This window comes from Allobosea sp. CCNWLY174 (assembly GCF_037120455.1).
Lineage (GTDB): Bacteria > Pseudomonadota > Alphaproteobacteria > Rhizobiales > Beijerinckiaceae > Allobosea > Allobosea lupini.
In genome coordinates, this window is record NZ_JBBBBQ010000006.1 from 33,551 (window position 1) to 57,595 (window position 24,045).

At 67.9% G+C, this 24,045-nt stretch carries 20 protein-coding genes; 11 read left to right on the top strand and 9 right to left on the bottom strand.

Translation table 11 applies throughout. From position 1 onward, the window contains the following. Window position 1 precedes the first annotated feature (1 nt). Window positions 2–2,500 carry an ATP-dependent helicase HrpB gene (hrpB, locus tag V7S63_RS17995; RefSeq protein ID WP_336531199.1) on the top strand — a complete coding sequence of 833 codons (2,499 nt, stop codon included), beginning with the start codon at window positions 2–4 and terminating at the stop codon, window positions 2,498–2,500. 4 nt (window positions 2,501–2,504) lie between these two features. On the opposite strand, the gene V7S63_RS18000 is transcribed toward hrpB, so the two are convergent. After that, on the bottom strand, window positions 2,505–4,655 hold the full coding sequence (locus tag V7S63_RS18000; RefSeq protein WP_336531200.1) for a transglycosylase domain-containing protein: 2,151 nt from the start codon (window positions 4,653–4,655) through the stop codon (window positions 2,505–2,507). A 310-nt stretch (window positions 4,656–4,965) separates the two neighbouring features. Here V7S63_RS18000 and V7S63_RS18005 point away from each other — a divergent pair, with 310 nt between their 5' ends. Then, window positions 4,966–5,361 carry a DoxX family protein gene (locus V7S63_RS18005; protein ID WP_091835204.1) on the top strand — a complete coding sequence of 132 codons (396 nt, stop codon included), beginning with the start codon at window positions 4,966–4,968 and terminating at the stop codon, window positions 5,359–5,361. A gap of 74 nt (window positions 5,362–5,435) precedes the next feature. Here V7S63_RS18005 and trxA read toward each other — a convergent pair whose 3' ends face one another. Further along, on the bottom strand, window positions 5,436–5,756 hold the full coding sequence (gene trxA, locus V7S63_RS18010; protein WP_091835207.1) for a thioredoxin: 321 nt from the start codon (window positions 5,754–5,756) through the stop codon (window positions 5,436–5,438). Window positions 5,757–5,919: 163 nt separating this feature from the next. Then, a complete protein-coding gene (locus V7S63_RS18015; protein ID WP_336531201.1) occupies window positions 5,920–7,164 on the bottom strand; it encodes a Zn-dependent hydrolase in 1,245 nt (414 codons plus the stop codon). A 391-nt stretch (window positions 7,165–7,555) separates the two neighbouring features. On the opposite strand from V7S63_RS18015, the gene V7S63_RS18020 reads away from it, so the two are divergent. The 5 genes from V7S63_RS18020 to V7S63_RS18040 all read left to right on the top strand — a co-directional run bounded on the left by V7S63_RS18020 (window position 7,556) and on the right by V7S63_RS18040 (window position 12,388). After that, on the top strand, window positions 7,556–8,491 hold the full coding sequence (locus tag V7S63_RS18020) for a sugar ABC transporter substrate-binding protein (RefSeq protein WP_091835212.1): 936 nt from the start codon (window positions 7,556–7,558) through the stop codon (window positions 8,489–8,491). A 69-nt stretch (window positions 8,492–8,560) separates the two neighbouring features. Further along, on the top strand, window positions 8,561–9,709 hold the full coding sequence (locus V7S63_RS18025; protein WP_336531202.1) for an ABC transporter permease: 1,149 nt from the start codon (window positions 8,561–8,563) through the stop codon (window positions 9,707–9,709). A gap of 2 nt (window positions 9,710–9,711) precedes the next feature. Next, window positions 9,712–10,509, top strand: coding sequence for an ATP-binding cassette domain-containing protein (locus V7S63_RS18030; RefSeq protein ID WP_091835215.1), 798 nt, complete (start codon window positions 9,712–9,714; stop codon window positions 10,507–10,509). A 235-nt stretch (window positions 10,510–10,744) separates the two neighbouring features. Beyond that, window positions 10,745–11,857 (top strand): Gfo/Idh/MocA family protein, encoded by a 1,113-nt coding sequence (locus V7S63_RS18035; protein WP_336531203.1) that lies wholly within the window; start codon window positions 10,745–10,747, stop codon window positions 11,855–11,857. Between the two features lie 75 nt (window positions 11,858–11,932). Continuing rightward, complete coding sequence (locus V7S63_RS18040) at window positions 11,933–12,388, top strand: MarR family winged helix-turn-helix transcriptional regulator (protein ID WP_100959896.1); 456 nt, start codon at window positions 11,933–11,935, stop codon at window positions 12,386–12,388. Window positions 12,389–12,555: 167 nt separating this feature from the next. Here V7S63_RS18040 and phnN read toward each other — a convergent pair whose 3' ends face one another. Beyond that, a complete protein-coding gene (phnN, locus tag V7S63_RS18045; protein WP_336531204.1) occupies window positions 12,556–14,598 on the bottom strand; it encodes a phosphonate metabolism protein/1,5-bisphosphokinase (PRPP-forming) PhnN in 2,043 nt (680 codons plus the stop codon). A gap of 6 nt (window positions 14,599–14,604) precedes the next feature. Beyond that, complete coding sequence (nadC, locus tag V7S63_RS18050) at window positions 14,605–15,438, bottom strand: carboxylating nicotinate-nucleotide diphosphorylase (protein WP_091835226.1); 834 nt, start codon at window positions 15,436–15,438, stop codon at window positions 14,605–14,607. Window positions 15,439–15,830: 392 nt separating this feature from the next. On the opposite strand from nadC, the gene V7S63_RS18055 reads away from it, so the two are divergent. Genes V7S63_RS18055 through V7S63_RS18070 form a run of 4 tightly spaced genes read left to right on the top strand, consistent with a single transcriptional unit; the run spans window position 15,831 to window position 19,365 of the window. Continuing rightward, window positions 15,831–17,315 (top strand): 6-hydroxynicotinate reductase, encoded by a 1,485-nt coding sequence (locus tag V7S63_RS18055; RefSeq protein ID WP_336531205.1) that lies wholly within the window; start codon window positions 15,831–15,833, stop codon window positions 17,313–17,315. A 4-nt stretch (window positions 17,316–17,319) separates the two neighbouring features. After that, on the top strand, window positions 17,320–18,207 hold the full coding sequence (locus V7S63_RS18060) for a UPF0280 family protein (protein ID WP_336531206.1): 888 nt from the start codon (window positions 17,320–17,322) through the stop codon (window positions 18,205–18,207). Beyond that, on the top strand, window positions 18,200–18,784 hold the full coding sequence (locus tag V7S63_RS18065; RefSeq protein ID WP_091835235.1) for an amino acid synthesis family protein: 585 nt from the start codon (window positions 18,200–18,202) through the stop codon (window positions 18,782–18,784). Before V7S63_RS18060 ends, V7S63_RS18065 begins: the two co-directional genes overlap by 8 nt. Next, the gene (locus V7S63_RS18070) at window positions 18,781–19,365 is read left to right on the top strand and encodes an amino acid synthesis family protein (RefSeq protein ID WP_336531207.1); all 585 of its coding nucleotides are present in this window, start codon (window positions 18,781–18,783) and stop codon (window positions 19,363–19,365) included. The genes V7S63_RS18065 and V7S63_RS18070 overlap by 4 nt, the downstream gene beginning before the upstream one ends. Before the next feature lie 28 nt (window positions 19,366–19,393). Here the strand turns inward: V7S63_RS18070 and V7S63_RS18075 are convergent, their stop codons facing one another. The 4 genes from V7S63_RS18075 to V7S63_RS18090 all read right to left on the bottom strand — a co-directional run bounded on the left by V7S63_RS18075 (window position 19,394) and on the right by V7S63_RS18090 (window position 23,962). Beyond that, entirely contained in the window at window positions 19,394–20,173 is a 780-nt protein-coding gene (locus V7S63_RS18075) for an ATP-binding cassette domain-containing protein (protein WP_091835241.1), read from the bottom strand. A gap of 11 nt (window positions 20,174–20,184) precedes the next feature. Continuing rightward, window positions 20,185–21,489 carry a sugar ABC transporter permease gene (locus tag V7S63_RS18080; protein WP_442896481.1) on the bottom strand — a complete coding sequence of 435 codons (1,305 nt, stop codon included), beginning with the start codon at window positions 21,487–21,489 and terminating at the stop codon, window positions 20,185–20,187. Then, window positions 21,482–22,501 (bottom strand): D-xylose ABC transporter substrate-binding protein, encoded by a 1,020-nt coding sequence (gene xylF, locus V7S63_RS18085; RefSeq protein WP_442896484.1) that lies wholly within the window; start codon window positions 22,499–22,501, stop codon window positions 21,482–21,484. The genes V7S63_RS18080 and xylF overlap by 8 nt, the downstream gene beginning before the upstream one ends. 222 nt (window positions 22,502–22,723) lie before the next feature. After that, window positions 22,724–23,962 carry a COG3904 family protein gene (locus tag V7S63_RS18090; protein WP_336531209.1) on the bottom strand — a complete coding sequence of 413 codons (1,239 nt, stop codon included), beginning with the start codon at window positions 23,960–23,962 and terminating at the stop codon, window positions 22,724–22,726. Between the last annotated feature and the right edge of the window lie 83 nt (window positions 23,963–24,045).

A 24,045-nucleotide genomic window follows, 5' to 3' on the forward strand; every position in this document is an offset into this window, starting at 1 on the left:
CATGCGCGCCTTCGACACAGCCCTCCCGATCGACGCGGTTCTCGACGCCCTCGCTAACTCGCTGCGCGAGAAGCCGAACGCCGTGCTCGTCGCTCCGCCCGGCGCCGGCAAGACCACGCGCGTCCCACTCGCTCTGCTGAATGAGCCTTGGACCAGCGGCGGCAAGCTGATCGTGCTGGAGCCGCGGCGCCTCGCAGCCCGCGGCGCGGCCAATCGCATGGCGCAGACATTGGGCGAGCGCGTCGGCGAGACGGTCGGCCTGCGCGTCCGGCTCGGCTCGAAGATCGGCCCGAAGACGCGGATCGAGGTCGTTACCGAAGGCGTCTTCGCCCGGATGATCCTTGACGATCCCGCGCTCGACGGCGTCGCTGCCGTGCTGTTCGACGAATTCCACGAGCGCTCGCTCGATGCCGATTTCGGGCTGGCGCTGGCGCTCGATGCGCAGGCCGGCCTGCGCGAGGACCTGCGCATCCTGGTGATGTCGGCGACGCTGGACGGCGCGCGCGTCGCCAGGCTTCTCGGCGATGCCCCGGTGATCGAGAGCCAGGGCCGCGCCTATCCGGTCGAGACGCGCTATCTCGGCCGCGACCCGCTGAAGCGCATCGAGGATCAGGTCAGCGAGGCCGTGCTGCAGGCGCTGAACGAACAGGCCGGCTCCCTGCTCGTCTTCCTACCCGGCCAGGGCGAGATCCGCCGCGTCGAGGAGCGCTTGCGCGAGAAGATCCGCGATCCAGCGATCGAGGTCGCGCCGCTCTATGGCGCGCTCGACCAGGCCGAGCAGGACCGCGCCGTGCTGCCGGCGCCCAAGGGCAGACGCAAGGTCGTGCTGGCGACCTCGATCGCCGAGACCTCGCTGACGATCGAGGGCGTGCGCGTGGTCATCGATTCCGGCCTCGCCCGCGTGCCGCTCTACGAGCCCGACATCGGCATCACCCGCCTCGTCACCCAACGCGCCAGCCGCGCAGCCTGCGACCAGCGCCGAGGCCGCGCCGGCCGCACCGAGCCCGGCATCTGCTACCGGCTCTGGGAGGAGGCGGGCAATGGCGCGCTCGACGCCTTCGCCCGGCCCGAGATCCTCTCGGCCGACCTCGCGCCGCTCCTACTCGATTGCGCCGCCTGGGGCGTCTCCAATCCGACCACGCTCGCTTTCCTCGACCCGCCGCCGACGCCGGCGCTGAAAGAAGCGCGGACGCTGCTGAACGACCTCGACGCGCTCGATTCCGACGGGCGGATCACCGAAGACGGCAAGGCGCTGCAGGGCCTGCCGCTGCCACCGCGGCTGGCGCATATGGTCGTCGGTGCGGCGCATCTTCGCCAGGCCGAGCCCGCCGCCCTGCTGGCGGCGCTGCTGGTCGAGCGCGGGCTCGGCGGCGATGCGATCGACCTGTCCGAGCGGTTGGAGCGCTTCGGCCGCGAGCGCGGCGGCCGCGCGGCCGACATGCGCCGCCTCGCCGAGGGCTGGGCGAGGCAGGCGGCGAGCAAGGTCAAGGCCGGCGCGGAACAGCCGCTCTCGCCCGGTTTCCTGCTCGGCCTCGCCTTTCCGGATCGCGTCGCCAAGGCGCGCCAGCCCGGCTCCGGCCAATACCTGCTCGCAAATGGTCGTGGCGCTGGCCTCGAACCCGGCCAGAGGCTGGCGCGCGAGCCCTATCTCGTCGTCGGCGAGATGACCGGAAGCGCGCAGCAGGCCCGCATCCTCAGCGCCGTCGCGATCAGCGAGGCCGAGATCGCAGCGCTGGCCGCCTCCGGCCTGATCCGGATCGGGCTGTCCGAGCGCAACGAGACCGTCTTCGACCGCCAGGCAAAGGCATTGCGGGCCCGAGCCGCTCGAAAATACGGCTCGCTGGTGCTGGCCGAGCGGCCCTTGCCGGTCGAGTCGTCCCAGGAGAATGCAGAGGTTCTGGCGAAGGGCATCGCTGCGATTGGAATCGACATGCTGCCCTGGAGCAAGGCGCAGGCGCAATTGCGCAAGCGCGTCGCCTTCCTGCGCACAGCGGAGGGAGAGGATGCCGGCTGGCCCGATCTGTCCGATAGCGGCCTCGCCCAGGCGGCCGTGGATTGGCTGGCCCCACACATTGTCGGGCGCAATTCATTGGCGGCGATCACGCCGAGCGATCTCGATGCGGCCCTGTCGACCCTGCTGCCCTGGGAGTTGAAGCGGCGGCTCGATGCGGAGGCGCCAACGCATTTTGCCGCGCCGACGGGCTCGCAACTCGCGGTCGACTATGGCGCCGAGGCCGGGCCGACGATTTCGGTCCGGGTGCAGGAGCTGTTCGGGCTGGCGCAGCACCCTTCGCTCGCCGGTGGGCGGGTACCGCTGGTGCTGGAGCTGCTCTCGCCCGGCCACCGGCCGATCCAGATCACCCGCGACCTGCCGGGCTTCTGGCGAGGCTCCTGGGCTGCGGTGAAGAGCGAGATGAAAGGTCGCTATCCGCGCCATCCCTGGCCGGACGATCCTGCTGCGGCGGCACCGACGACGCGGGCCAAGCCGCGCGGGACCTAAGGGGTCAGCCGCCGAACAGGCGCTCGAAGAAGTTCTTCTCCTGCGGCGCCGGCGGGGTCCAGGCGCGGTCGCCGGAAGCGACCGGCTGGGTCCGTGGCGAGGGCGCGACGCCGGCGACCGGCTCGCCGCCATCGAAGATCGACTTCGGCGCCGACTGCCAGAGCCCGCCCGGCAGCTGGATCGGTTGCTGGCCGGCATGGGCCGTCTTCATGTACTTGCCCCAGATCTCGGCCGGCAGGCCGGAACCGGTGACGCGCTTCATCGTCGAATTGTCGTCATTGCCGACCCAGACGGCGGTGACGAGGCGGCCGGTGAAGCCGACGAACCAGGCGTCGCGATAGTCCTGCGTCGTGCCCGACTTGCCGCCGACCTCCCAGCCGGGAATGTTGACCTTGCTGCCGGTGCCGCCGGTCATCACCGCATGGAACATCGAGTTCATCATCGAGAGCGTCTGCGGCTGGATCACAGGGCCGAAATTATTCGCCTTGCGGGCATAGACGACCTTTCCACTGGTCGATTTGACCTCGCGGATGACATAGGGGAGCACCGACTGGCCGCCATTGGCGAAGGTCGCATACGCCGCGGTCATCTCCAGCGGCGTCACCTCCGAGGTGCCGAGCGACAGCGACGGGTTGGCCTGCAGCGACGAGTTCACGCCGAGGCGCTGGGCTGTGCGCACGACCTCGCGCGGCGTCACCTCCTGGATCAGGCGCGCCACGACCGTGTTCAGCGAATGGGCGAAGGCGGTCTGCAGTGTCACCGGGCCGCGGAAGGTGCGCGAATAGTTCTCAGGCTCCCAGCCCTTGATCGAGACGGGCGAGTCGTCGCGGATCGTATCCGGCGTCATGCCCTTCTCGAGCGCGGTGAGATAGACGAAGGGCTTGAAGGACGAGCCCGGCTGGCGATGCGCGGCCGTGGCGCGGTTGAACTGGCTCTTGGTGTAGTCGCGCCCGCCGATCAAAGCGCGGATCGCCCCGTCCGGCGCCAGCGAGACCACCGCGCCCTGCGAGGCGTTCAGCTTGGCGCCCTGCGCCGAGAGCGCCTCGACAAGGATGTTTTCCGCCGAGCTCTGTAGCTTGGTGTCGACCGTGGTCAGCACGGTGACGTCGCCCTCGATCGCGCCGATGAAGTCGTCGAGCACGTCCATGACATAATCGGCGGCGTAATTGACCGAGCCGGCGCCGACGCGCTCCGGCACCTCGGCCGGTGCGCCGAGCGCGGTCTTGGCCGTGGCCTGCGAGATCAGGCCCTGCTCTGCCATCGCCGAGATCACCAGCTGGGCGCGTTTCTCCGCCGCTTCCGGGTTGCGGTTGGGCGCGAGGCGCGAGGGCGCCTGGACGAGGCCGGCGAGCATGGCGGCTTCGGCGACCGAGACCGAACGCGCCGACTTGTTGAAATAGCGCTGCGCCGCCGCCTCGACGCCATAGGCGCCCGAGCCGAAATAGACGCGGTTGAGATAGAGTTCGAGGATCTGGTCCTTGGTGTAGGTCCGCTCCAGCCAGAGCGAGAGGATCGCTTCCTGGATCTTGCGCGCCGCCGTGCGCTCCTGGGTCAGGAACAGGTTCTTGGCGAGCTGCTGGGTCAGGGTCGAGCCGCCCTGGACGCCGCCGCGCTTGGTCAGGTTGTTGACGATGGCGCGGCCGAGGCCGATCGGATCGATGCCGAAATGGTCGTAGAAGCGCCGGTCCTCGATCGCGACGAAGGCTTTCGGCAGATAGGGCGGGACTTCACCGATGGTGATCGTGCGTCCGCCGGTCTCGCCGCGATTGGCGAGCAGCGTGCCGTCGGCCGCGAGGATCGCGATGTTCGGCGGCCGCTTCGGTACGGTTAGCTGGTCGATCGGCGGCAATTGCGCGGCGTGATAGGCGACGAGCCCGCCGACGGCGAGCACCGCCCAGAGCCCCATGACGACGCCCCAATAGAAGATGCGGCCGAGGACGGAGCCGCGCTTGCGGCGCGGCTTGCGGCCGCCCTTGCTGCGCTCGTTCTGCGGTCGGCGCGGTTGCTGGCGCGGTGCCACCGAATTCTTTCCTCCGCGATAGGGGCGGTCCTCGGCCGACAGGCGCAGTTCGCCGTCGTCGCGCCCGTAATCGTCGCGCGCACGCTCGAAGGACGGCTCGCGCCGCTCACCGCCTCGTTTCGACCGGTCGTTCATCCCGCCCCGTTCAGGCCCCGCCACCGCGCTGCGATCCGCAGCCCGGCGTTTTCCAGACAGGATTCAAACATGGCGCTTTTAAGGGGTGGTTAAGCCCGATTTCGGCGAACTTTCCGCAAGGGTGAACGAAGCGGCCGCTGTTGCGGATTTGCCGCTCGGTGATTTTGCTGCACTGCAAACGAAAACGTGACTTGATAGATCTTCTTTGCATGGGGACAAGCGCGAGGCGATGAGGAAGACTTCTTCGCCAGCAAACCCAATCACTTAGCAAATTTTTCCAATTCCAATCCGGACGGAAGGCAACCCGCCCATGCAGGCTCTCAACTCCCTCAATCGCTACGCGCCGCAGGCGCTCGCACTGCTTCGCATTGCCACGGCGCTGATCTTCATCGCCCATGGCACGCAAAAGCTGTTCGGCTTCCCGGCTCCGCCGGCGAGCGGCTTGCCGGCAGCGTTCACGCTGTTCTGGTTCGGCGCGATCCTCGAGGCCTTCGGCGGCCTGCTCATCCTGATCGGCCTGTGGACCCGCCCGGTCGCCTTCATCCTCTCGGGCGAGATGGCCTATGCCTACTGGATGTTCCATGCGCCGCGGAACGTCTACCCGCTGCTGAACAATGGCGATGCGGCGATCCTCTACTGCTTCGTCTTCTTCTACCTCGTCTTCGCCGGCGCTGGCGCCTGGGCTCTCGACAACCGCTCGAAGTGACGCAGCGCATAGCCTGAAACGAAAAAGGCCCGCCCTCATCGAGGGCGGGCCTTCCTCATTCTGCGATCGCCGGATCAGACCGCGGCCGAAATCCAGCGAGACAGATCGCTCTTGGGGGCAGCGCCGACCTTCTGCGAGGCCAGCTTGCCGTCCTTGAACAGCATCAGGGTCGGGATCGAGCGGATGCCAAACTGGGCCGGAATCTGCTGGTTCTCGTCAACGTTCATCTTGACGATCTTGACCTTGCCGTCGAGCTCGCCGGCGATCTCCTCGAGCGCCGGGCCGATCATCCGGCAGGGGCCGCACCACTCGGCCCAGAAGTCCACCACCACCGGCTCAGCTGACTTCAGCACATCGGCCTCGAAGCTCGCATCGGTCACTTTGGTCGTCGCCATGGCTCATCGCCTTTCGATTCTGAGTGCGGCAACAATGCCGCTATTCGAGGCTGAAGCTATGAACGGGCGGCCGCAGGGTCAAGGCTGGCTCACCCTCAGGTGATGCGGGTCAGCTGTGCTTCCACCGGGGATGGATGGTCGCCTCGGGGATCGACATGCGGGTTCAGCGATTCGCCCGCGCCACCACCGTGTGCAGCAGCACGTTGAGGCCGGGTTCGAGATCATCCGGCGTGCACAGCTCCTGATTGTTGTGGGTGACGCCACCCTTGCAGGGCGCGAAGATCATCGTCGTCGGCGCATGGCGGGCGACGAAATAGGCGTCGTGCCCGGCCTGGCTCAGGATATCGCGGGTGCGGTAGCCGAGGCCGAGCGAGGCGGCCCGGACCTGCTCGATCAACTCGTCGGCGAAGACCTTGCCGCCCCAGTTCCAGACATCGAGGATCTCGGCCGTGCAATCGGCCCGCGCCGCCGCTTCATGCACGGCGCGGCGCACGCGCTCGGCCATCACGGCGCTGGTTTCCGGATCGGCATGGCGGACGTCGCAGGTCGCCTGGGCCCAGTCGGAGAGAATGCCGGGCTTGTTCGGCCAAGCTACGAGGCGTGAAGCCGTCGCCTTGCCGCCGCTGCCGGCATGCTCCCAGCCGAGATCGTCGACAGCGACCAGCAGGCGCGCCCCGGCGATGAGCGCATTCCTGCGCCGCTCCATCGGCCACGGGCCGGTATGGGCGGTCTCGCCGCGGAATTCGACCAGCATGCCGGTGCTGGCATAACCGCCGGTGACGACGCCGACCTGCATGCCCTCGCGGTCGAGGATCGGGCCCTGCTCGATATGGAACTCGACATAGGCGTCGAAGGGATGGGGCGTAGCCTCCATCTCACCGCGATAACCGATCCGGTCGAGTTCCTCGCCGATCGTCCTGCCGTCGTCGTCACGCCGGCCCAGCGCCCAGTCGAGCGTGTACGCGCCGGTGAAGCAGCCCGAGCCGACCATGGGCGGCGAGAAGCGCCCGCCCTCCTCATTGGTCCAGTTGACCACTTCGATCGGCCGTTTCGTGCGGTGGCCGAGCTGGTCGAGTGTCCGGCAGACCTCGAGTCCGCCGAGCACGCCGGCGATGCCGTCGAAGCGCCCACCATTCACCTGCGTGTCGAGATGGCTGCCCATCACCACCGGCGGCAGGCTGTCGTCCTCACCGGGCCGGCGCGCGAAGATGTTGCCGATGCCGTCGATCCGGACGCTCAACCCCGCCTCCCGGCACCAGGCGATGAAGACGTCGCGGACCTCCCGGTCGGCATCGCCGAGCGCCAGCCGGGACAGGCCGCCCGGTCGACCGACCCCGATCTCGCCGGAACGCTCGATCGTCGTCCAGAAGCGCCCGATATCGATGCGCGCAGTCGCTGGCAGGCCCATGACATTCCCCGGTACCGGGCGCTGAGCGCGCCGCCTCATCACCGACAATCGAGGCCGCAGCCCGATCCTGGCAAATCGATATTGGTGATGAATTTCTCCGGTCCCGGTGGAACGACCAGATACACGCTCAGGTATGTCAGCGGCGCAGAAGGCGCTTGACAGCTGCGTATGTGCGATGGAATGATTGTTCCATTGAATATTGAAAATGGTTTTTTTGTTTCGTTTTGAATGAAGCGCAGAGTCGGCGGTCGCGCCTGGCGCGCCCTCCCTCCTACGCCATCCCAGGCAGTCCGCGGCGCTTCGCGGCCGGCCAAATCGCCCGAAAACCGGCCGATCGAGCCCGATCGGACCGATAACGAAAGCGGGGGACATCCCCGCAAGGGAGGATGAGATGAAGCGTTTTCTCGCAGGGATGATTGCTGCCGCCGCCATCGCGGTTGCAGGGGCGACGCCGAGCGTCGCGCAGCAGACCAGGATCATCGTCGTCAGCCATGGCCAGGCCGCGGACCCGTTCTGGTCGGTTGTCAAGAACGGCGTCGCCAAGGCGGCGGCCGATCTTAAGGTGTCCGTCGATTATCGCGCGCCCGAGACCTTCGACATGGTGGCGATGAGCCAGCTGATCGATGCCGCGGTGAACCAGAAGCCGGCCGGCCTCGTCGTCTCGATCCCCGACGCCTCGGCGCTCGGCCCGTCGATCCAGAAGGCCGTCGCCGCCGGCATCCCGGTGATCTCGATGAATTCCGGCTCCGACGTCTCGAAGAAGCTCGGCGCCCTCCTGCATGTCGGTCAGGACGAGTTCGACGCCGGCAAGGCCGCCGGCGAGAAACTCGCCAGCATGGGCGGCAAGGTCGGCGTCTGCGTCAACCACGAGGTCGGCAATGTCGCGCTCGACCTGCGCTGCAAGGGTTTCGCCGAAGGCTTCAAGGGCAAGGTCACCGTGCTGCCGGTCTCGAACGACCCGTCCGAGATCCGCTCCAAGGTCAAGGCGGCGCTCTCCGACGCCAGCGTCGACACGGTGATGGCGCTCAGCGCATCGCTCGGCGGCGAGCCGACGCTTGCCGGCGTCAAGGAGGCCGGCAAGATCGCCAGCGTCCGTGTCGCCACCTTCGATCTCTCGGCCAATTTCCTCAAGGCGATCGTCGCGGGTGAGGCCGCCTTCGGCATCGACCAGCAGCAGTTCCTGCAGGGCTATCTGCCGGTCGCTTTCCTGGCGCTCAACGCCGAGTACGGGCTCGTGCCCGGCGGCAATGTCCCGTCCGGCCCGAACCTCGTCACCAAGGAGAAGGCGGCCCAGGTCGTCGACCTCTCGGCCAAGGGCATCCGCTGAGCTTTTGCGGCGGCGCATCCAGCGCCGCCGCCCCCTCTCCGGACAGTGCAGAAGCTGAAGGTGCGCGCCATGGCCACATCGACCGCCGATCTCGCTGCGGGCTCGTCCCGTATTCCTGACCCGGCCGCTGCGGCCCGCGACGAGCGCCTGCGCCGCGTCTCGCCGATCGCCCGGCTGATGCGCCGGCCCGAGCTGGGCGCGGTCGCCGGCCTCGTCCTGGTCACCGTCTTCTTCGGGCTCACCGCCAATCCGGCGATGTTCACCCTCGCCGGGCTGATGACTGTGCTCTCGCCGGCGGCCCAGCTCGGCATCCTCGCCATCGCGGCGGCGCTCTTGATGATCGGCGGCGAATTCGATCTCTCGATCGGCTCGATGATCGCCTTCGCGGGACTCATCTTCGGCGCGCTGATCGTCGTCGGCGACCTGCCGCTGCTGGCGGCGATCGTCGCGACCTTCGTCTTCGCCGGGTTGATGGGTGCGGTGAACGGGCAGATCGTCATCAGAACGCGCCTGCCCTCGTTCATCGTCACCCTCGCCTTTCTCTTCATCCTGCGCGGGCTCTCACTGGTCGGGCTGAAATGGGCGACGGGCGGCTCGACGCAACTACGCGGCATCGGCGACAAGGCCGGCACGGGCGTCGTGCGCGAGCTTTTCTCCGGCCAGGCGCTGGAGGGGCTGTTCGCCTGGCTGGCGCAGGCCAACCTGATCGCCAAGTTTCCCAACGGCACGCCGACCGTGACCGGCGTTCCCGTCGGCGTGCTCTGGTTCCTCGCCATCGCCGCGCTCGCGACCTATGTCCTCTTGCGCACCCGCTTCGGCAACTGGATCTTCGCCGCCGGCGGCGATCCCAATGCGGCCCGCAATTCCGGCGTGCCGGTCAACATGGTCAAGACGACTTTGTTCGTGCTGACCGCCTGCGCCGCCACCCTCGTCGCCATCCTGACCGTGCTCGACGCCGGCTCGACCGATGCCCGCCGCGGCTTCCAGAAAGAGTTCGAGGCGATCATCGCCGCGGTGATCGGCGGCTGCCTGCTCACCGGCGGCTATGGTTCGGCGATCGGCGCCTTCTTCGGCGCGATCATCTTCGGCATGGTCTCGATCGGCCTGACCTACACCAGCTTCGACAGCGACTGGTTCCAGGTCTTCCTCGGCGGCATGCTGCTGCTCGCCGTGCTGTTCAATAACTTCATCCGCCGCAAGGCGACAGGGGAGCGCTGAACATGACAACCGCAGCTCCAGAACAGACGCCCCTCATCGAGGTCCGCGACATCGTCAAGCATTTCGGCTCGGTGATCGCGCTCTCGGGCGTCTCGCTCAAGGTCTCCGCCGGCGAGGTGCTCTGCCTGCTCGGCGACAACGGCGCCGGCAAGTCGACGCTGATCAAGACGCTCTCGGGCTGCCACAAGCCGAGCTCGGGCGAGTTCCTAGTCGAGGGCCGGCCGGTCGCCTTCTCCAGCCCGCGCGACGCGCTCGATGCGGGCATCGCCACCGTCTACCAGGATCTGGCGATGATCCCGCTGATGTCGATCACGCGAAACTTCTTCATGGGCCGCGAACCGATCCGCGGCTTCGGTCCGCTGAAATGGATCGATTTCGACCTCGCCCATGCGGTGACCCGCGACGAGATGCACAGGATCGGCATCGACATCCGCGATCCCCACCAGGCTGTCGGCACGCTCTCCGGCGGCGAGCGCCAATGCGTCGCCATCGCCCGCGCCGTCTATTTCGGCGCCAAGGTGCTGATCCTGGACGAGCCGACCTCGGCGCTCGGCGTCGCCCAGACCTCGATGGTGCTGAAATACATCAACCTCGTCCGCGCCAAGGGCCTCGGCGTGATCTTCATCACCCATAATGTCCGCCACGCCTATGCCGTCGGCGACCGCTTCACCGTGCTCAACCGCGGCAAGACTCTCGGCACCTACGCCAAGTCCGGGATCGCCATGGATGAGCTGCAGAACTTGATGGCCGGCGGCAAGGAATTGCAGGCGGTCTCCGAGGAGCTCGGCGGCACGGTCTGACCCATTCACGCCATCCCCTCAGCCCTCATCCTGAGGAGCGCCGAAGGCGCGTCTCGAAGGATGTTTCAGGAGACTCGGGAACCAGCTGGAGCATCCTTCGAGACGGCCGCTGACGCGGCCTCCTCAGGATGAGGGCTGTGAAAATAGGTGATCTTGGATGTGATCTTGGATCGGCGCGGCTTCTCTGCTGGTCCCGGATGACCTGTGAGTTTTGCGAGACTGAAAGGACATCCCCATGCGCGCGCTCGGCGTCGGCCTGATCGGTACCGGCTATATGGGCAAATGCCATGCCCTGGCCTGGAACGCCGTCGCGCCGGTCTTCGGCGACGTGCGTCGTCCGAAGCTCGCCATGCTCTGCGAGGTCGACGAGGCCCTGGCGGCGCAGCGGGCCGGCGAGTTCGGCTTCGCTGAATCGACCCCCGACTGGCAGGCGCTCATTGCCCATCCTGATGTCGACGTCGTCTCGATCACCACGCCGAACGCCTTCCATGCGCAGATGGCAATCGCGGCGCTGAAAGCCGGCAAGCATGTCTGGTGCGAGAAGCCGATGGCGACCAGCCTTGGCGATGCGGAAGCGATGCTGGCGGCGGCTAAAGCGGCCGGGACGGTCGCTGCGCTCGGCTACAACTACATCCAGAACCCCGCGATCCGGCTGGCGCAGCACCTGATCGCCAACGGCACGATCGGGCCTGTCAACCATGTCCGCGTCGAGATGGACGAGGACTTCATGGCCGATGCCGGCGCGTTGTTCTCCTGGAAGAGCGAGGCGGCGTCCGGCCATGGCGCGCTCGACGATTTCGGCGTGCACGCCTTCTCGCTGATCAAGGTGCTGATCGGCGAGGTCGAAGCCGTGATGGCCGATATGGCCAGGCCCTATGCCGAGCGCCCGCTCCGGGCTGGCGGTACCCGCGCGGTCGAGACCCACGACATTGCGACCTTGCTGCTGCGCCTCTCGTCCGGCGCTTCCGGGCTCGTCGCGCTCAACCGCTCGGCCTGGGGCCGCAAGGGCCGCATCGCCCTGCAGGTTTTTGGTGCCAAGGGGACGATCGCCTACGACCAGGAGCGGATGAACGAGATCGAGCTCTACACCGCCGAGGGCGACAGCAACGTCCAGGGCTTCCGCCGCATCCTGACCGCCCCGGCGCACGCGCCCTATGACCGCTTCATCCCGGCACCCGGTCATGGCCTCGGCTTCAACGAGCTCAAGATCATCGAATGCCGGGAGCTGCTCCGCGCCATCGCCGGCGAGCCTGCGCATCTCCTCGATTTCGAGGCAGGCCTGCGCCTCGAGCGTACGGTCGACGCCGCGGCCCGGAGTTTCCGCGAAGGGCGCTGGACAACGGTGTGAGCGACCGCAAAACTGGATCCCACTTTTGCGAAAGATGCTCTAGGAATATCGTTCGTATACGAACGAGGACCAGCGATGGCGCGATCGAGCACTGCAGCCGAGACGCCCGAACCCGCCGACGAGAGCTATGATCTCGCCGAGCAGGTCGGCTTCATCATGCGCCAGGCGGCGCAGCGCCATGTCTCGATCTTCAACGAGATCATGGGCGCCGACCTGACGCCGACGCAATGGGCGGTGCTGGCGCGGCTTTACCAGGATGGCGGGTCCTCGCAGAACCTTCTGGGACGCCAGACCGCGATGGACGCGGCCACGATCAAGGGCGTGGTCGACCGTCTGCTCAAGCGCAAGCTGGTGCAGACCAAGCCCGATCCGGAGGATGGCCGCCGACTCATCGTCGAGCTCAGCCCGGCCGGGGTCGACTACACGCGCGAGCTCCTGCCCAAGGCGGAGACGGTGACCAAGGTGACGCTGGCCCCGCTCGCGACCAACCAGCGGGCGACGCTGATCGCGCTGCTGAAGCAGCTGCGCTGAGGCTTCGGAGACTGATCAGGCTTTAACGCGAGTCATCCCGGGCGACCGAAGTGAGACCCGGGATCCATTCCGGAGCCTTTCCGATAGAGGTTCCGGGATGGATCCCGGATCGGCGCGGCTCCGCCGCTTGTCCGGGATGACTCGCGTTCGGGTGTGCAGGAATTCAGCTACCCGATCACATAGCACTCACAGCTCTCCGCCATCGCCCTAGCCTCGTCGAGATCGCTCGAGGCGCTGGCATGGATGGCGAAGAGCGGATCGCCGACCGCAACGGCGTCGCCGACATGGCGGCGCAGATCGATGCCGGCCGCCTTATCGAAGGGCGCTCCCGCACGCCGCGCGATTCCCGCGACCGCCCAGCCGTCGATCTCGGTGATGACCCCGGCCTTGGGCGAACGCACGGTATGGACCAGCAATCCCGGCGCGACCGGCGGCTCGCGTCGCCCCTGCGCATCGATGATCCGCTCGAAAGCGGCGCGCGCCGCGCCGGAGCGCAGCAGCTCCTCCGCGCGTGCCCGCCCGGCCGCGACCGAGCCAAGCGCCGGGTCCCAAGCCAGGATGCGGCTGGCGAAGAACAGCGCCTTCTCGACCAGGTCGGCCGGTGCCTGCGGGTCGTTATCGAGCACCCAGCCAACATCGCGGCATTCCAGCGCCGGGCCGATGCCGCGCCCGATCGGGCGGCTGCCATCGGTCGGGAAGGCCTTGACGACGAGGCCGAGCCCGGCACCGACCGTCTCGAACAAATCAGCCAGCTCGGCCGCCTCTGCCTCGTTTTTCAGCTTGGCGCGCGGACCATAGGGCAGGTCGACGATGACATGGGTCGAGCCCGCCGTGAGCTTCTTCGACAGGATCGAGGCGACCGACCAGCGGTTGGAATCGATGCCGAGCGGCCGCGTGATCGCGTTCATCACGTCGTCGACGACGGAATGGTTGAGCCGCCCGTTCCAGGCGATGCAGCCGCGCGCCGTTTCCACGCAGGCGCGCAATTCGGCCGGGTTCAGCTCGACGCGGGCGAGCGCCTCCATCGCATCGGCCGTGCCCGCCGCCGAGGTGATGGCACGCGACGAGGTTTTGGGCATCAGGAAGGCGCCATGCGCGGCGACGATCGGTACGACGATCAGCGTGATCCGGCTGCCCGGAATGCCACCCATCGAATGCTTGTCGACGACGATCCCGTCCGGCCAGGTGATCTTTTGCGCGAAGCGGGTGCGCACCCGCGCCAGCGCGACGACCTCGTCGTCGGAGAGCGTCTGCGTCGCAGCGACCAGGAAGGCCGCGACCTCGCCATCGGGATAGCGCGCCTCGACGATGTCGCGGATCAGCGTGTGGTACTGCTCTTCCGTGAGCTCGCCGCCCTGGATCTTGCGGGTCAGCGCGGCCCGGCTCTCCGGCGAGGGCGTGCGCCGGAGTGTGACCTCGCTGCCCTCGGGCAGGCCGAGCTCGTCGAAGGCCTCGTCCGAGAGGCCGATCTCGTCGCCCGCGAGCAGCGCGGGTGAATCGACCACCTGTACGTTCGAGCGGATGCTGGCGGTGGCTCCCGAGATCTCGACCCGTCCCGGCCCGAGATAATCGAAGCCGTTGACGAGCTCGCCCTTGGCCGGAAGATAGGCGCAGTGCGCCCGTCCCGCGAAAAGCGGCAGGCGGCGCAGGCGCATCGTGTTGGCGGCGGCCTCGACCGCAGCGACGAAGCGCTCGATGCCGATCTCGACGCTCTGGTCGTTGACGATCGTCGTCGCCCGGATCCCCGACGGGCGCGGCTCGACCGTGCGCGACAGGCGCTTCTCGATCGCTTCGCCGCTCTCGCGCCCGCGCCCGGCAATACGGGCGGCGAGCACCTCGGGCGGCGCAGTGACCTCGACCACGACGAAACGCGGCAGGCGGGCGGCGAGCGCCGCGATCGTGGCGCGTGAGCCATTGGCGATGACGTTGCGCCCGGCCTCGACCAGGCGCTTCAGTTCGGCCGGCAGGCCGTAGCGCAGGCCGTGGGCGCCCCAGGTGATCAGGAAGTCGCCTTCGGCCTCGCGCGCGTCGAAGGCCTCGTCCGTCGCCGCCTCATGGTCCTCCCCCGGCGATCCCGCGGGGCGGGTGACGACGCGGCGCGCGAAGACATAGCGGCCGGTCGGCTCCAGCAGGGCGCGGGCGCCGTCGATCAGCGAGTCCTTGCCGGCCCCGCTCGGGCCGACGACGAGGAAGAAGGTGCCGGGGCGCATCGTTGCTCAGGCTTCGTCGAGGCCGATATCCACCGCCGGCGCCGACTGGGTGATCTTGCTGGTCGAGATATAGTCGACACCGGTCCTGGAGATCGGGCCGATCGTGTCGATGTTGATGCCGCCGGAGGCCTCGACCTTGGCGCGGCCGGCTATCAGCTCGACCGCCTTGGTCATGTCGGCGACCGACATGTTGTCGAGCATGATCACGTCGGCGCCGGCCCTGGCGGCCTCTTCGACCTGCTCGAGCCGGTCGCACTCGACCTCGAGCTTGGTCAGCACCGGCAGCTTCTTGCGGGCGCGTTCGACGGCGGCGGTGATGCTGCCGCAGACGGCGATGTGGTTGTCCTTGATCATCACGCCGTTATCGAGGCCGAGGCGGTGGTTGAGGCCGCCGCCGCAGGTCACCGCGTGCTTCTCCATCATGCGCAGGCCGGGCGTGGTCTTGCGGGTGTCGATCAGGCGCGCCTTGCTGCCGGCCATGGCGGCGGCGTAGCGGGCGGTTTCGTTGGCGATGCCGGAGAGGCGCTGGGCGATGTTGAGCGCGGTGCGCTCGGCGGTGAGCACGCTGCGGGCCGAGCCCTCGATCTCGACCAGGATCGCGCCCTTCTCGACCTTGTCGCCGTCCTTGACGCGCAGGGTCACCTTGAGATCGGGGTCGTAGCGCTTGAACACCCGGGCGGCGACCTCGACGCCGGCGACGATCATCGGCTCGCGGGCGTTCATGTGGAACCTGCCGGTCTCGTTCGGCTCGATCATCACCTGGACGGTGAGGTCGCAGGCGCCGATGTCCTCGACAAGCCAATGGTCGATCAGGCGGTCCGTGGCGAAGACGTCATACATGGCAGGGCCCTCTCTCCCGCGGCGATACCGCTTCAAACATGTTTGTATGCAAACAATAGCAGCGGGAAAATTTGGCTGTCAATGCGCCATCGATGCCGTGCTTGCAACCGCCAATCGCGTCATATGGAAGTCACCTCGGCCGGGTAGGAGCGCCGCACAGAAGCGCCTCGAATAATCTTGTATGCAAGATTACGTGGGCACACTGTCCTCTCATCGACGAATCGGCACGCGCTCGGCCGTCGCGGCCGAAGCTGTGGGCCAGCCCTGGGAACAGGCGTAGGGTGGAAGGCGGTCCCGCGCCTCGTCGCTGTCTTGACTTGCTCCAAGAGGCGCGCCAGTATCGTTTGTACACAAACAAAATCCTCAAGGCCCGCTCTGCGGGAGGATCAAGCATGGCGCTGGACGAAGCGAGCCCGGTCGCGGACGACAAGATCCGCTGCGATGCCTGCCCGGTGATGTGCTTCATCAAGCCGGGCGCCGTCGGCGCCTGCGATCGCTACGGCAATGTCGACGGCGAGCTGGTGCGGATGGAGCCGCATATCGTGCTCGAGCGCACGCTGGAGCATGGCGGTGAAATCGTTCCTTTCGCCGGATCGCGCGAGTGGGACGGCGAGATCGTCCACCAGCAGGGCACCTTCATAACCGCGATCGGCGCCGGCACCACCTATCCCGACTACAAGCCCGCCCCCTTCATCGTCTCGTCCGAGGTCGACGGCGTCGACATGGTCACCGTCGTGACCGAGGGCATCTTCAGCTATTGCGGCGTCAAGGTGAAGATCGACACCGACCGCTTCCTCGGCCCCGAGCAGGCGACGGTGCGCGTCGAGGGCGAGGCGATCGGCCATGTCACCACCGGCGAATACGGCTCGCAGATGCTCTCGCTTGGTGGCGTCCACCATCTCACCGGCGGCTCGAAGAAGGAGGGCCGCGTCACCTGCGACGCCCTGCTCCAGCTCAGCAACGGCAAGGCGGTCGAGCTGACCATCGACGAGGGCGAGACCGTGATCGTCCAGGCCGGCAAGCCGCCGATCGTCAACGGCATCCAGGAAAGCCGGATGCGCGTCGGCTGCGGCTCGGCGACGATCGGCATCTTCGCCAAGCAATGGCACGGCAAGGTCGACGAGGTCGTCGTCGTCGACGACCACATCACCGGCGTCCTCTCCGAGCACCAGGCCGGCAAGCTGCTCGGCATGGCCGGCACCGGCATCAAGCTGAAGGGCCGGCGCTCGACGCCCGGCCGCTATTTCCAGGTGGCGCAGCCCGGCACCGGCTGGGGCGGCACCAATATCAGCGATCCGCTCACCATCCTCGGGCCGTTCGATCCCAAGGTCGCCTATCCCGGCCTGCGCCTGCTGATGGTCTCGACCACTGGCGAGCACGCCGCCTATTACGAGCTCGACGAGAACCTCGTTCCCGTCGAGATGCAGATGCCGCAGCCGCTGGTCGAGCCGGTCGAGCGCATCGCCGAGAATTGCGAGCCGGCGCTCTCGACCGTTCTCTTCATCGGCGGCGCCGGTGGCTCGCTGCGTGCCGGCGTCACCGAGAACCCGGTGCGCCTGACCCGTTCGGTCAAGGACGCGCTGACTTATGTCACCTGCGGGGGAGCCCCTGTGTATATCTGGCCGGGCGGCGGCATCACCTTCATGGTCGACGTCACCCGCCTGCCCGAGAACGCCTTCGGCTATGTGCCGACCCCGGCCTTGGTCGCGCCGCTGGAGTTCACCATGAGCCTGACCGACTACGAGGCGCTCGGCGGCCATATGGACGCGATCCAGCCGCTGGCTTCGCTCAAGGGCGGCAGCCGCCTGCGCCTGCCGCAGCGCCCGGACAATCCCTGGCCGCTGGCGCCGGAGCAGCCGCGCCGCTCGCTGGGGTAGGGCGATGTGGGAGAAGCCCTCCGCGCGCGTCCTGCCGGATGGCCGGCGCCTGCTGCTGCAGCAGGGCCCGATCGATCTCGTCATCGAGGCCGTCGGCGAGCAAGCCGCGGTCAGGGCCGCGCATGAGGCTGCCATCCTTCGCTTCGACGGCCTGCTTGTCGAACTCTGTGACGAGCTGCAGTTGCTGCGCACGGCGGTGACCCGGACGAGCCCGCTGCCGCTTGGCCCCGTCGCTCGGCGCATGCATGCGGCCGTCAGCCCCTTCGCCATCGGCGGCTTCATCACTCCGATGGCCGCCGTCGCCGGCTCGGTCGCACAGGAGATCCTCGGCGTGATCTGCCAGGCCGCGCCGCTGCGGCGCGCCTATGTCAACAATGGCGGCGACATCGCCCTGCATCTCGCTCCCGGTGAGCAGTTCCGCATCGGCCTGGTGAAGCGCCCCGACCGGCCGGAGTTTTTCGCGACCGCGACGATCCGGCCTGGGGACGGCGTGGCCGGCATCGCCACATCAGGCTATCCCGGCCGCAGCTTTTCGCTAGGGATCGCCGAGGCGGTGACGGTGCTGGCCCCAACCGCCGCCATGGCCGACGCTGCCGCGACCGTGATCGCCAATGCGATCGACCTGCCCGGCCATCCCGCGATCGAGCGCCTGCCGGCCAGCTCGATCCAGAGCGACAGCGATCTCGGCGAGCGACTCGTCACTCGCGCCGTCGGTCCGCTAGCCACCGACGAGATCGAGACCGCGCTTGCCGCCGGGCTGGTCGAGGCGGAGCGCCTGCGGGCGGCAGGCCTGATCGTCTCTGCGGCCATGCATCTTCAGGGCGTGAGTCACATGCTCGCCACGCCTATGATCGTTCAAGAAAAGCCTGAGAGGAGACTGGCCCGTGCCTGAGATCGCTGTCCGCAAATACGCCGTGACCGTCGAGGAGATCCATCACGAGGGCGGCCCCGCCGCCGCGGTGCCGCTGAAGCGCGGCGCGGCGCTGGCGGTGATCGCCAACCCCTATGCCGGCCGCTATGTCGAGGACATCCAGGGCTTCATGGACGACCTTAAGCCCTTCGGCCTCGCCATGGCGCAGCGCCTGCTCGCGGCGATGGGCGGCGATGCCAAGGCGATCCAGGGCTATGGCAAGGGCGCCATCGTCGGCGCCGCCGGCGAACTGGAGCATGGCGCGCTCTGGCATGTGCCGGGCGGCTACGCCATGCGCGAACTGCTCGGCGATGCCAAGGCGATCGTGCCCTCGACCAAGAAGGTCGGCGGCCCCGGCACGCGCCTCGACATTCCCGTCACCCACATCAATGCCTCTTATGTCCGCAGCCATTTCGACGCCTTCGAGATCGGCATCACCGACGCTCCCAAGGCCGATGAATTGCTGTTCGCGCTGGTGATGACCACCGGCTCGCGCATCCATGCCCGCGTCGGCGGCCTCAAGGCGAGCGAGATCAAGGGCGAGGACGGCCTGAGATGAAAGCCAGCATCCGCAAGATCGTCACCGTCCTCGACGAGACCCATAGCGAGCTCGGGCGCCCCGTCTCGCCGCCGATCAAGCGCGCTGCCGCCGTCGCGGTGATCGCCAATCCCTTCGCCGGCACCTATCAGGGTGACCTCTCCGAGCTGATCGACATCGGCGAGGAGCTCGGTGACCTGCTCGGCCGCCATGCGCTGGCAGCGCTCGGCATCGAAGGCGAGGCGGTCCAGGGCTATGGCAAGGCCGCCGCCGTCGGTGAGGACGGCGAATTGGAGCACGCCGCCGCGATCCTGCATCCCAAGCTCGGCGCCCCCCTGCGGAAGCTCCTGGGCAAGGCGCCGGCTCTGATCCCGTCTTCGAAGAAGCGCGGCTCGCTCGGCGTCGTCCTCGACGTGCCGCTCGGCCACAAGGCGGCGGCCTATGTCCGCAGCCATTTCGACGGCATGGAGGTCCGCATCCCCGACGCCCCGCGCGCCGGCGAGATCGTCGTTGCGGTGGCGCTGACCAGCGGCGGCCGGCCCTTGCCGCGCGTCGGCGGGCTCACCCATGCCGAGGTGAAGGGCGAGGACGGCTTGCGCTGAGGCGCGTCCCGTCGTTTCGACAGCGCTGCTAGCTCCGCAGCGCGCCTGGCCCGGCCACTGCGCCGGGCGGGCATTTGCCGGATATGATCATCCCTAGCACCTCGTCCTGCGTGACGTCGCGGACATGGGCGCTGCCGACCACCTTGCCGTTCTTCATCACGCTGACGCGGTCGGCGAGGTCGAAGACATCGTGCAGGTCATGGCTGATCAGGAAGATGCCGATGCCCTGCTTCTTCAGCTCCAGGATAAGGTCGGCGACCTGCTTGGTCTCTGCCGGCCCGAGCGCCGCGGTCGGCTCGTCCATGATCAGCACCCGCGCGTTGAAATAGATCGCGCGGGCAATCGCGACGGACTGGCGCTGGCCGCCGGAGAGCGCCTTCACCGGCTCCTTGAAGCGGCGGAAATGCGGGTTGAGCCGGCCCATCACCTTGCGGGTCTCGGCCTCCATCGCGCTGTCGTCGAGCGTGCCCCAGTTGGTCAAAAGCTCGCGGCCGAGGAAAATGTTGGCGGCGGCGTCGACATTGTCGGCCAGCGCCAGCGTCTGGTAGATCGTCTCGATGCCGTGGCGCTTGGCGTCACGTGGGCTGGAGATGGCGACTGGCTCGCCGGCGATCCTGATCTCGCCGGCATCGGCGCGATAGGCGCCCGACAGGATCTTGATCAGCGTCGACTTGCCGGCGCCGTTATGGCCGAGCAGGCCGACGACCTCGCCGGCATGGAGATCGACGCTCGCGCGGTCGACCGCCTTGATGCCGCCGAAGGCGATCGAGATTTCGCGCATCTCGACGAGGGGCGTAGTTGCGTCCATGGCGCCCTCCTTTAGCCGAGCCGCTTGCGATAGAGCCCGTCGAGCCAGACGGCGAGGACCAGAACGATGCCGACGACGATGTTCTGCAACGGCGTGTCGACGCCGATCAGCACCATGCCCGATTGCAGCGACTGCATCACCAGCGCGCCCAGCATCGCGCCGGCGATGGTGCCGACGCCACCGGCGAGCGAGGTGCCGCCGATCACCGCCGCGGCGATGACATAGAGCTCGTCGAGCTGGCCGGCGGAGTTGGTCGCGGCATTGAGGCGGGCGGTCGAGATGCAGGCGGCGATGCCGACCAGCATGCCCATCAGCCCGTAGACCAGCATCAGCACTTTTCGCGTGTTGACGCCGGAGAGCTGGGCCGCCTCGGGATTACCGCCGATCGAGAAGACATAGCGCCCGAAGCGCAGGCGCCGCGCCAGGAAGCTCATGGCGACGCCGACCGCGAGCGCGAGCAGCACCGGCACGGCGAGGCCATGGCCAATGACGAGCCCGCCCTCGGGCCAGCTGCCGCCCTTGGCCTCGACCAGCCGGCGGGCGACGCCGGCCGGCAGGGCATAGGCGTTGGCGATCATGACCGCGCCGATCACCGTGCCGCAGGCGAGCCCGCCGAGCACGATCTCGGCCCAGAGCGGGCGCAGGGCGAAGCCGTAGCGCTTGCGCCGGCGCCGGGCGAAGGCGATCCCCGCGAGGATCAGGGCACAGATGACGAGACCGATGACCCAGGAGGCGGTGGTGCCGATCGCGCCCTCGATGCCGCCGCCGAGCGGGCGAAAACGCGAATCCATCGGCGCGATGGTCTGGCCCTGCGTCACCCACCAGGCGCCGCCGCGCCAGACCAGCAGGCCGCCGAGCGTAACGATGAAGGAGGGGATGGCGAGATAGGCGATCAGCGCGCCCTGGAACAGGCCGATCAGCCCGCCGAGCACGATCGCGGCCAGGATCGAGAGCAGCCAGGTGGCGGGGTGCTCGAAGCCGATGAGGCCTGGGAGCAATTGCGCCTGCACGAGGCCGGTGACCATGCCGACGAAGCCGAGCATCGAGCCGACCGAGAGGTCGATGTTGCGGGTGACGATGACAAGCACCATGCCGCAGGCCATTACCGCGACCGAGGCGGTCTGGACCGAGAGGTTCCAGAGGTTGCGCGGCGTCAGGAAGGCGCCGCCGGAGAGCCAGTTGAAGCCGAGCCAGATCACCGCCAGCGCGGCGACCATGCCGACCATCCGCGCGTCGAATTCGATGGCGCGCAGATGATCGGCAAGGCTCTTCGCATCCTGCGACGGCGTTGCCGGCGCGGGAACGGTTTCAGTCACAGGCCTTGACCTTGCCGGCGGCGACGCCCTGGCAGACAGCCGCCTTCGGCGCCCAGCCGGCCTCGATCACCACGCCGAGATTGTCCTTGGTCACCGGCACCGGCTTCAGGAAGAGCGCGGTCATCTTGGCCTTGCTCGGGCCCTGGTCCCAGGCGGTCGCACCGGCGACCTCGGTCAGCTTGGCGCCGCCGGCGAGCTTGATCGCGATCTCGGCGGCGGTGCGCCCGAGTTCGCGCGCATCCTTCCAGATCGTCACCGTCTGGGTGCCGAGCGCGACGCGGTTGAGCGCGGCGCGGTCGGCGTCCTGGCCGGAGACGGGCACGGAGCCGGCGAGGCCCTGCGCGGCCAGCGCCGCGATGGCACCGCCACCGGTGCCGTCATTGGCGGCGATCACGGCGTCGACCTTGTTGGCGTTGCGCGTTAGGAACTGCTCCATGTTGCGCTGGGCGTTGGCCGGCAGCCAGCCATCGGTATAGGCCTCGCCGACATTCTTGATCTTGCCGGCGTCGATAGCGGCTTTAAGCACCTCGATCGAGCCCTGGAACAGGAAGTTGGCGTTCGGGTCCGAGCTCGAGCCCTTGATGAAGACGTAGTTGCCTTCCGGCTTCGCCTTCTGGATCTCGCGCGCCATCATCCGGCCGACCTCGACATTGTCGAAGGTCAGGTAGAAGGCCTGCGGGATCTCGATCAGCCGGTCATAGCCGACGACTGCGATACCCTCGTCGACCGCCTTCTGCACGGCGGGGCGGATCGCCTGAGCATCCTGCGCCAGCACGATGAGGGCCTTGGCGCCGCGCGCAATCAGGCTCTCGACATCGGTGAGCTGCTTGGCCGGCGAGGATTGCGCATCGGCCGAGAGGTACGTGCCGCCGACCTTCTCGATCGCAGCCTTGATCGCGGCTTCGTCGGTTTTCCAGCGTTCCTCCTGGAAATTCGACCAGCTGACCCCGATCACCGGGCCCTTGCTCTGGGCGAAAGCGGGGAATACGCCACCGAAGGTCGCGAGCGCCAATCCGGCGACAAGAAGATTGCGTCTCAACACGGCGTCTCTCCCTTGTTGTCTCATGCGCGCTTCTGGGCTCGGCGCATCCTGAGGCGAAGGTGAGCCCATTGGCAGGTGGCCTGTCAAGCGGCCATATCGCAAAATTTGAGGTACGCACCTCAATACTTTCTGCCAGAGCTCGCGGATCGAAGGCCAATTGGTTCCAAACGGGAATTTCGGCGTTGCCCCGCGTCAGCGACAGATCTGCGAGCGCAGGTTCGGCAGGCGCAGCAGCTCGGCGGCGGTGCCACTGCGCTGCCAGGTCGAAGGCGTACCATCCTCGGCCGGCGGATCGATCTTCAGCGACACGGCGGTGCGATCTGTCAGGCCACACAGGGTCTCGCGCAGAACATCGGCGGTCATTGCTCCTGCCGGGTCGTTGCCATCCTCGTTCTGCGCGACGATCGGTGGGCTGCCCGGCAGGGTCAGCGTGACCGTCCGCAGCCGCGACGGGATCGGGGCATCGCCGAACAACAACTGCATCTGGAGGGTGGTCGTCTGCTGATAGCGCCCTTCGCCGACCGACAAGGCCAGCCGCAGCCTGCCGCCGCGATGCGGGCCGAGTTCGACCGAGCCGATCGGGGTCGCCGGCGCAGCCAGCGTCGCCGGCAGCACCGGCGCTGCTCCCAGGCTCCTTGAAGGGCCGGGAGCGGGAGCCAGTCCGGAGCGGAGATCCGAGAAGGCGAGCGCAGCCGGCCCGACTTCGGTCGCGATCGTGGTCGCGCGCATCTCGTCGGGCTTGAGGTAGCGCATCGTGTCGGCTGGGGTCGACACCGTTACCTCGATGAAGGAGCGGTCGAGCCCCATTGCGTCGAGATAGCGCCGCATCTTCGCGTCGATTTCGCCGGTCGCCTGCTCCTGCTTGACCGTCCGCGTCTCCGTCCTCTCGTCGACCAGCTCCCTGCGACCGCGCACGATCTTGTAATCGCGCACCGTCGTGGTCTCGGTCTCGACGATGGTCTGCTGGTGCACGCCGATGCGCGATTGCGGGGGGATGATCCGGCGTTGTCCCCCGGCGAGGAAGAGCGTGCAGGCCGAAGCGCAGAGCGGGCTGCGTTCGTCGATGGTGCCGAGCGCCGGGTCGCGCTGGCTGAAGACGGTGCGGGCGACGGCGACATCGAGGCCGCTCTTGCGCACGAGCTCGCCCATGGCGATCGCCGCTTCGACCGTGCCGCCGGTGGAATAGACCAGCAGCGGCAGCTTGCGCCCGTTCAGCTCGGCGAGCGCTCGGCGCAGTTCGGCCGGCGTGTCCTTGGTGATCGCGCCCTGGGCGGCGAGCCATTCGCGGCAATCTGGCTCGCAGGGCTCGGCGCTGCGCGTTAGCACGATGCGCATCGGCTCCGGCGGAGGTGCCGCAGCGGGCTTGTCCTGCGCCACGGCCGGCGAAGCGGCTAGGCACAGGGCGAACGCCAGGAGACGGGCGATGCGCATCACGGAGTCGGCGGCCTCAACTGCAATTGCGCAAGGGAACCCCAGGCGCGGGGATTTGACAACAGTCTCCCTGCCCCGTCGCA

Bases quoted from the DNA above. Each gene is read 5' to 3' on its own strand.
- phnN (WP_336531204.1), bottom strand. From the start codon at position 14,598: ATGCGCCCCGGCACCTTCTTCCTCGTCGTCGGCCCGAGCGGGGCCGGC.
- V7S63_RS18090 (WP_336531209.1), bottom strand. From the start codon at position 23,962: ATGCGCATCGCCCGTCTCCTGGCGTTCGCCCTGTGCCTAGCCGCTTCG.
- trxA (WP_091835207.1), bottom strand. From the start codon at position 5,756: ATGGCGACGACCAAAGTGACCGATGCGAGCTTCGAGGCCGATGTGCTG.
- V7S63_RS18030 (WP_091835215.1), top strand. From the start codon at position 9,712: ATGACAACCGCAGCTCCAGAACAGACGCCCCTCATCGAGGTCCGCGAC.
- V7S63_RS18020 (WP_091835212.1), top strand. From the start codon at position 7,556: ATGAAGCGTTTTCTCGCAGGGATGATTGCTGCCGCCGCCATCGCGGTT.
- V7S63_RS18035 (WP_336531203.1), top strand. From the start codon at position 10,745: ATGCGCGCGCTCGGCGTCGGCCTGATCGGTACCGGCTATATGGGCAAA.
- hrpB (WP_336531199.1), top strand. From the start codon at position 2: ATGCGCGCCTTCGACACAGCCCTCCCGATCGACGCGGTTCTCGACGCC.
- V7S63_RS18060 (WP_336531206.1), top strand. From the start codon at position 17,320: ATGTGGGAGAAGCCCTCCGCGCGCGTCCTGCCGGATGGCCGGCGCCTG.
- V7S63_RS18075 (WP_091835241.1), bottom strand. From the start codon at position 20,173: ATGGACGCAACTACGCCCCTCGTCGAGATGCGCGAAATCTCGATCGCC.
- V7S63_RS18055 (WP_336531205.1), top strand. From the start codon at position 15,831: ATGGCGCTGGACGAAGCGAGCCCGGTCGCGGACGACAAGATCCGCTGC.
- nadC (WP_091835226.1), bottom strand. From the start codon at position 15,438: ATGTATGACGTCTTCGCCACGGACCGCCTGATCGACCATTGGCTTGTC.
- V7S63_RS18015 (WP_336531201.1), bottom strand. From the start codon at position 7,164: ATGGGCCTGCCAGCGACTGCGCGCATCGATATCGGGCGCTTCTGGACG.
- V7S63_RS18025 (WP_336531202.1), top strand. From the start codon at position 8,561: ATGGCCACATCGACCGCCGATCTCGCTGCGGGCTCGTCCCGTATTCCT.
- V7S63_RS18040 (WP_100959896.1), top strand. From the start codon at position 11,933: ATGGCGCGATCGAGCACTGCAGCCGAGACGCCCGAACCCGCCGACGAG.
- V7S63_RS18070 (WP_336531207.1), top strand. From the start codon at position 18,781: ATGAAAGCCAGCATCCGCAAGATCGTCACCGTCCTCGACGAGACCCAT.
- V7S63_RS18000 (WP_336531200.1), bottom strand. From the start codon at position 4,655: ATGAACGACCGGTCGAAACGAGGCGGTGAGCGGCGCGAGCCGTCCTTC.
- V7S63_RS18005 (WP_091835204.1), top strand. From the start codon at position 4,966: ATGCAGGCTCTCAACTCCCTCAATCGCTACGCGCCGCAGGCGCTCGCA.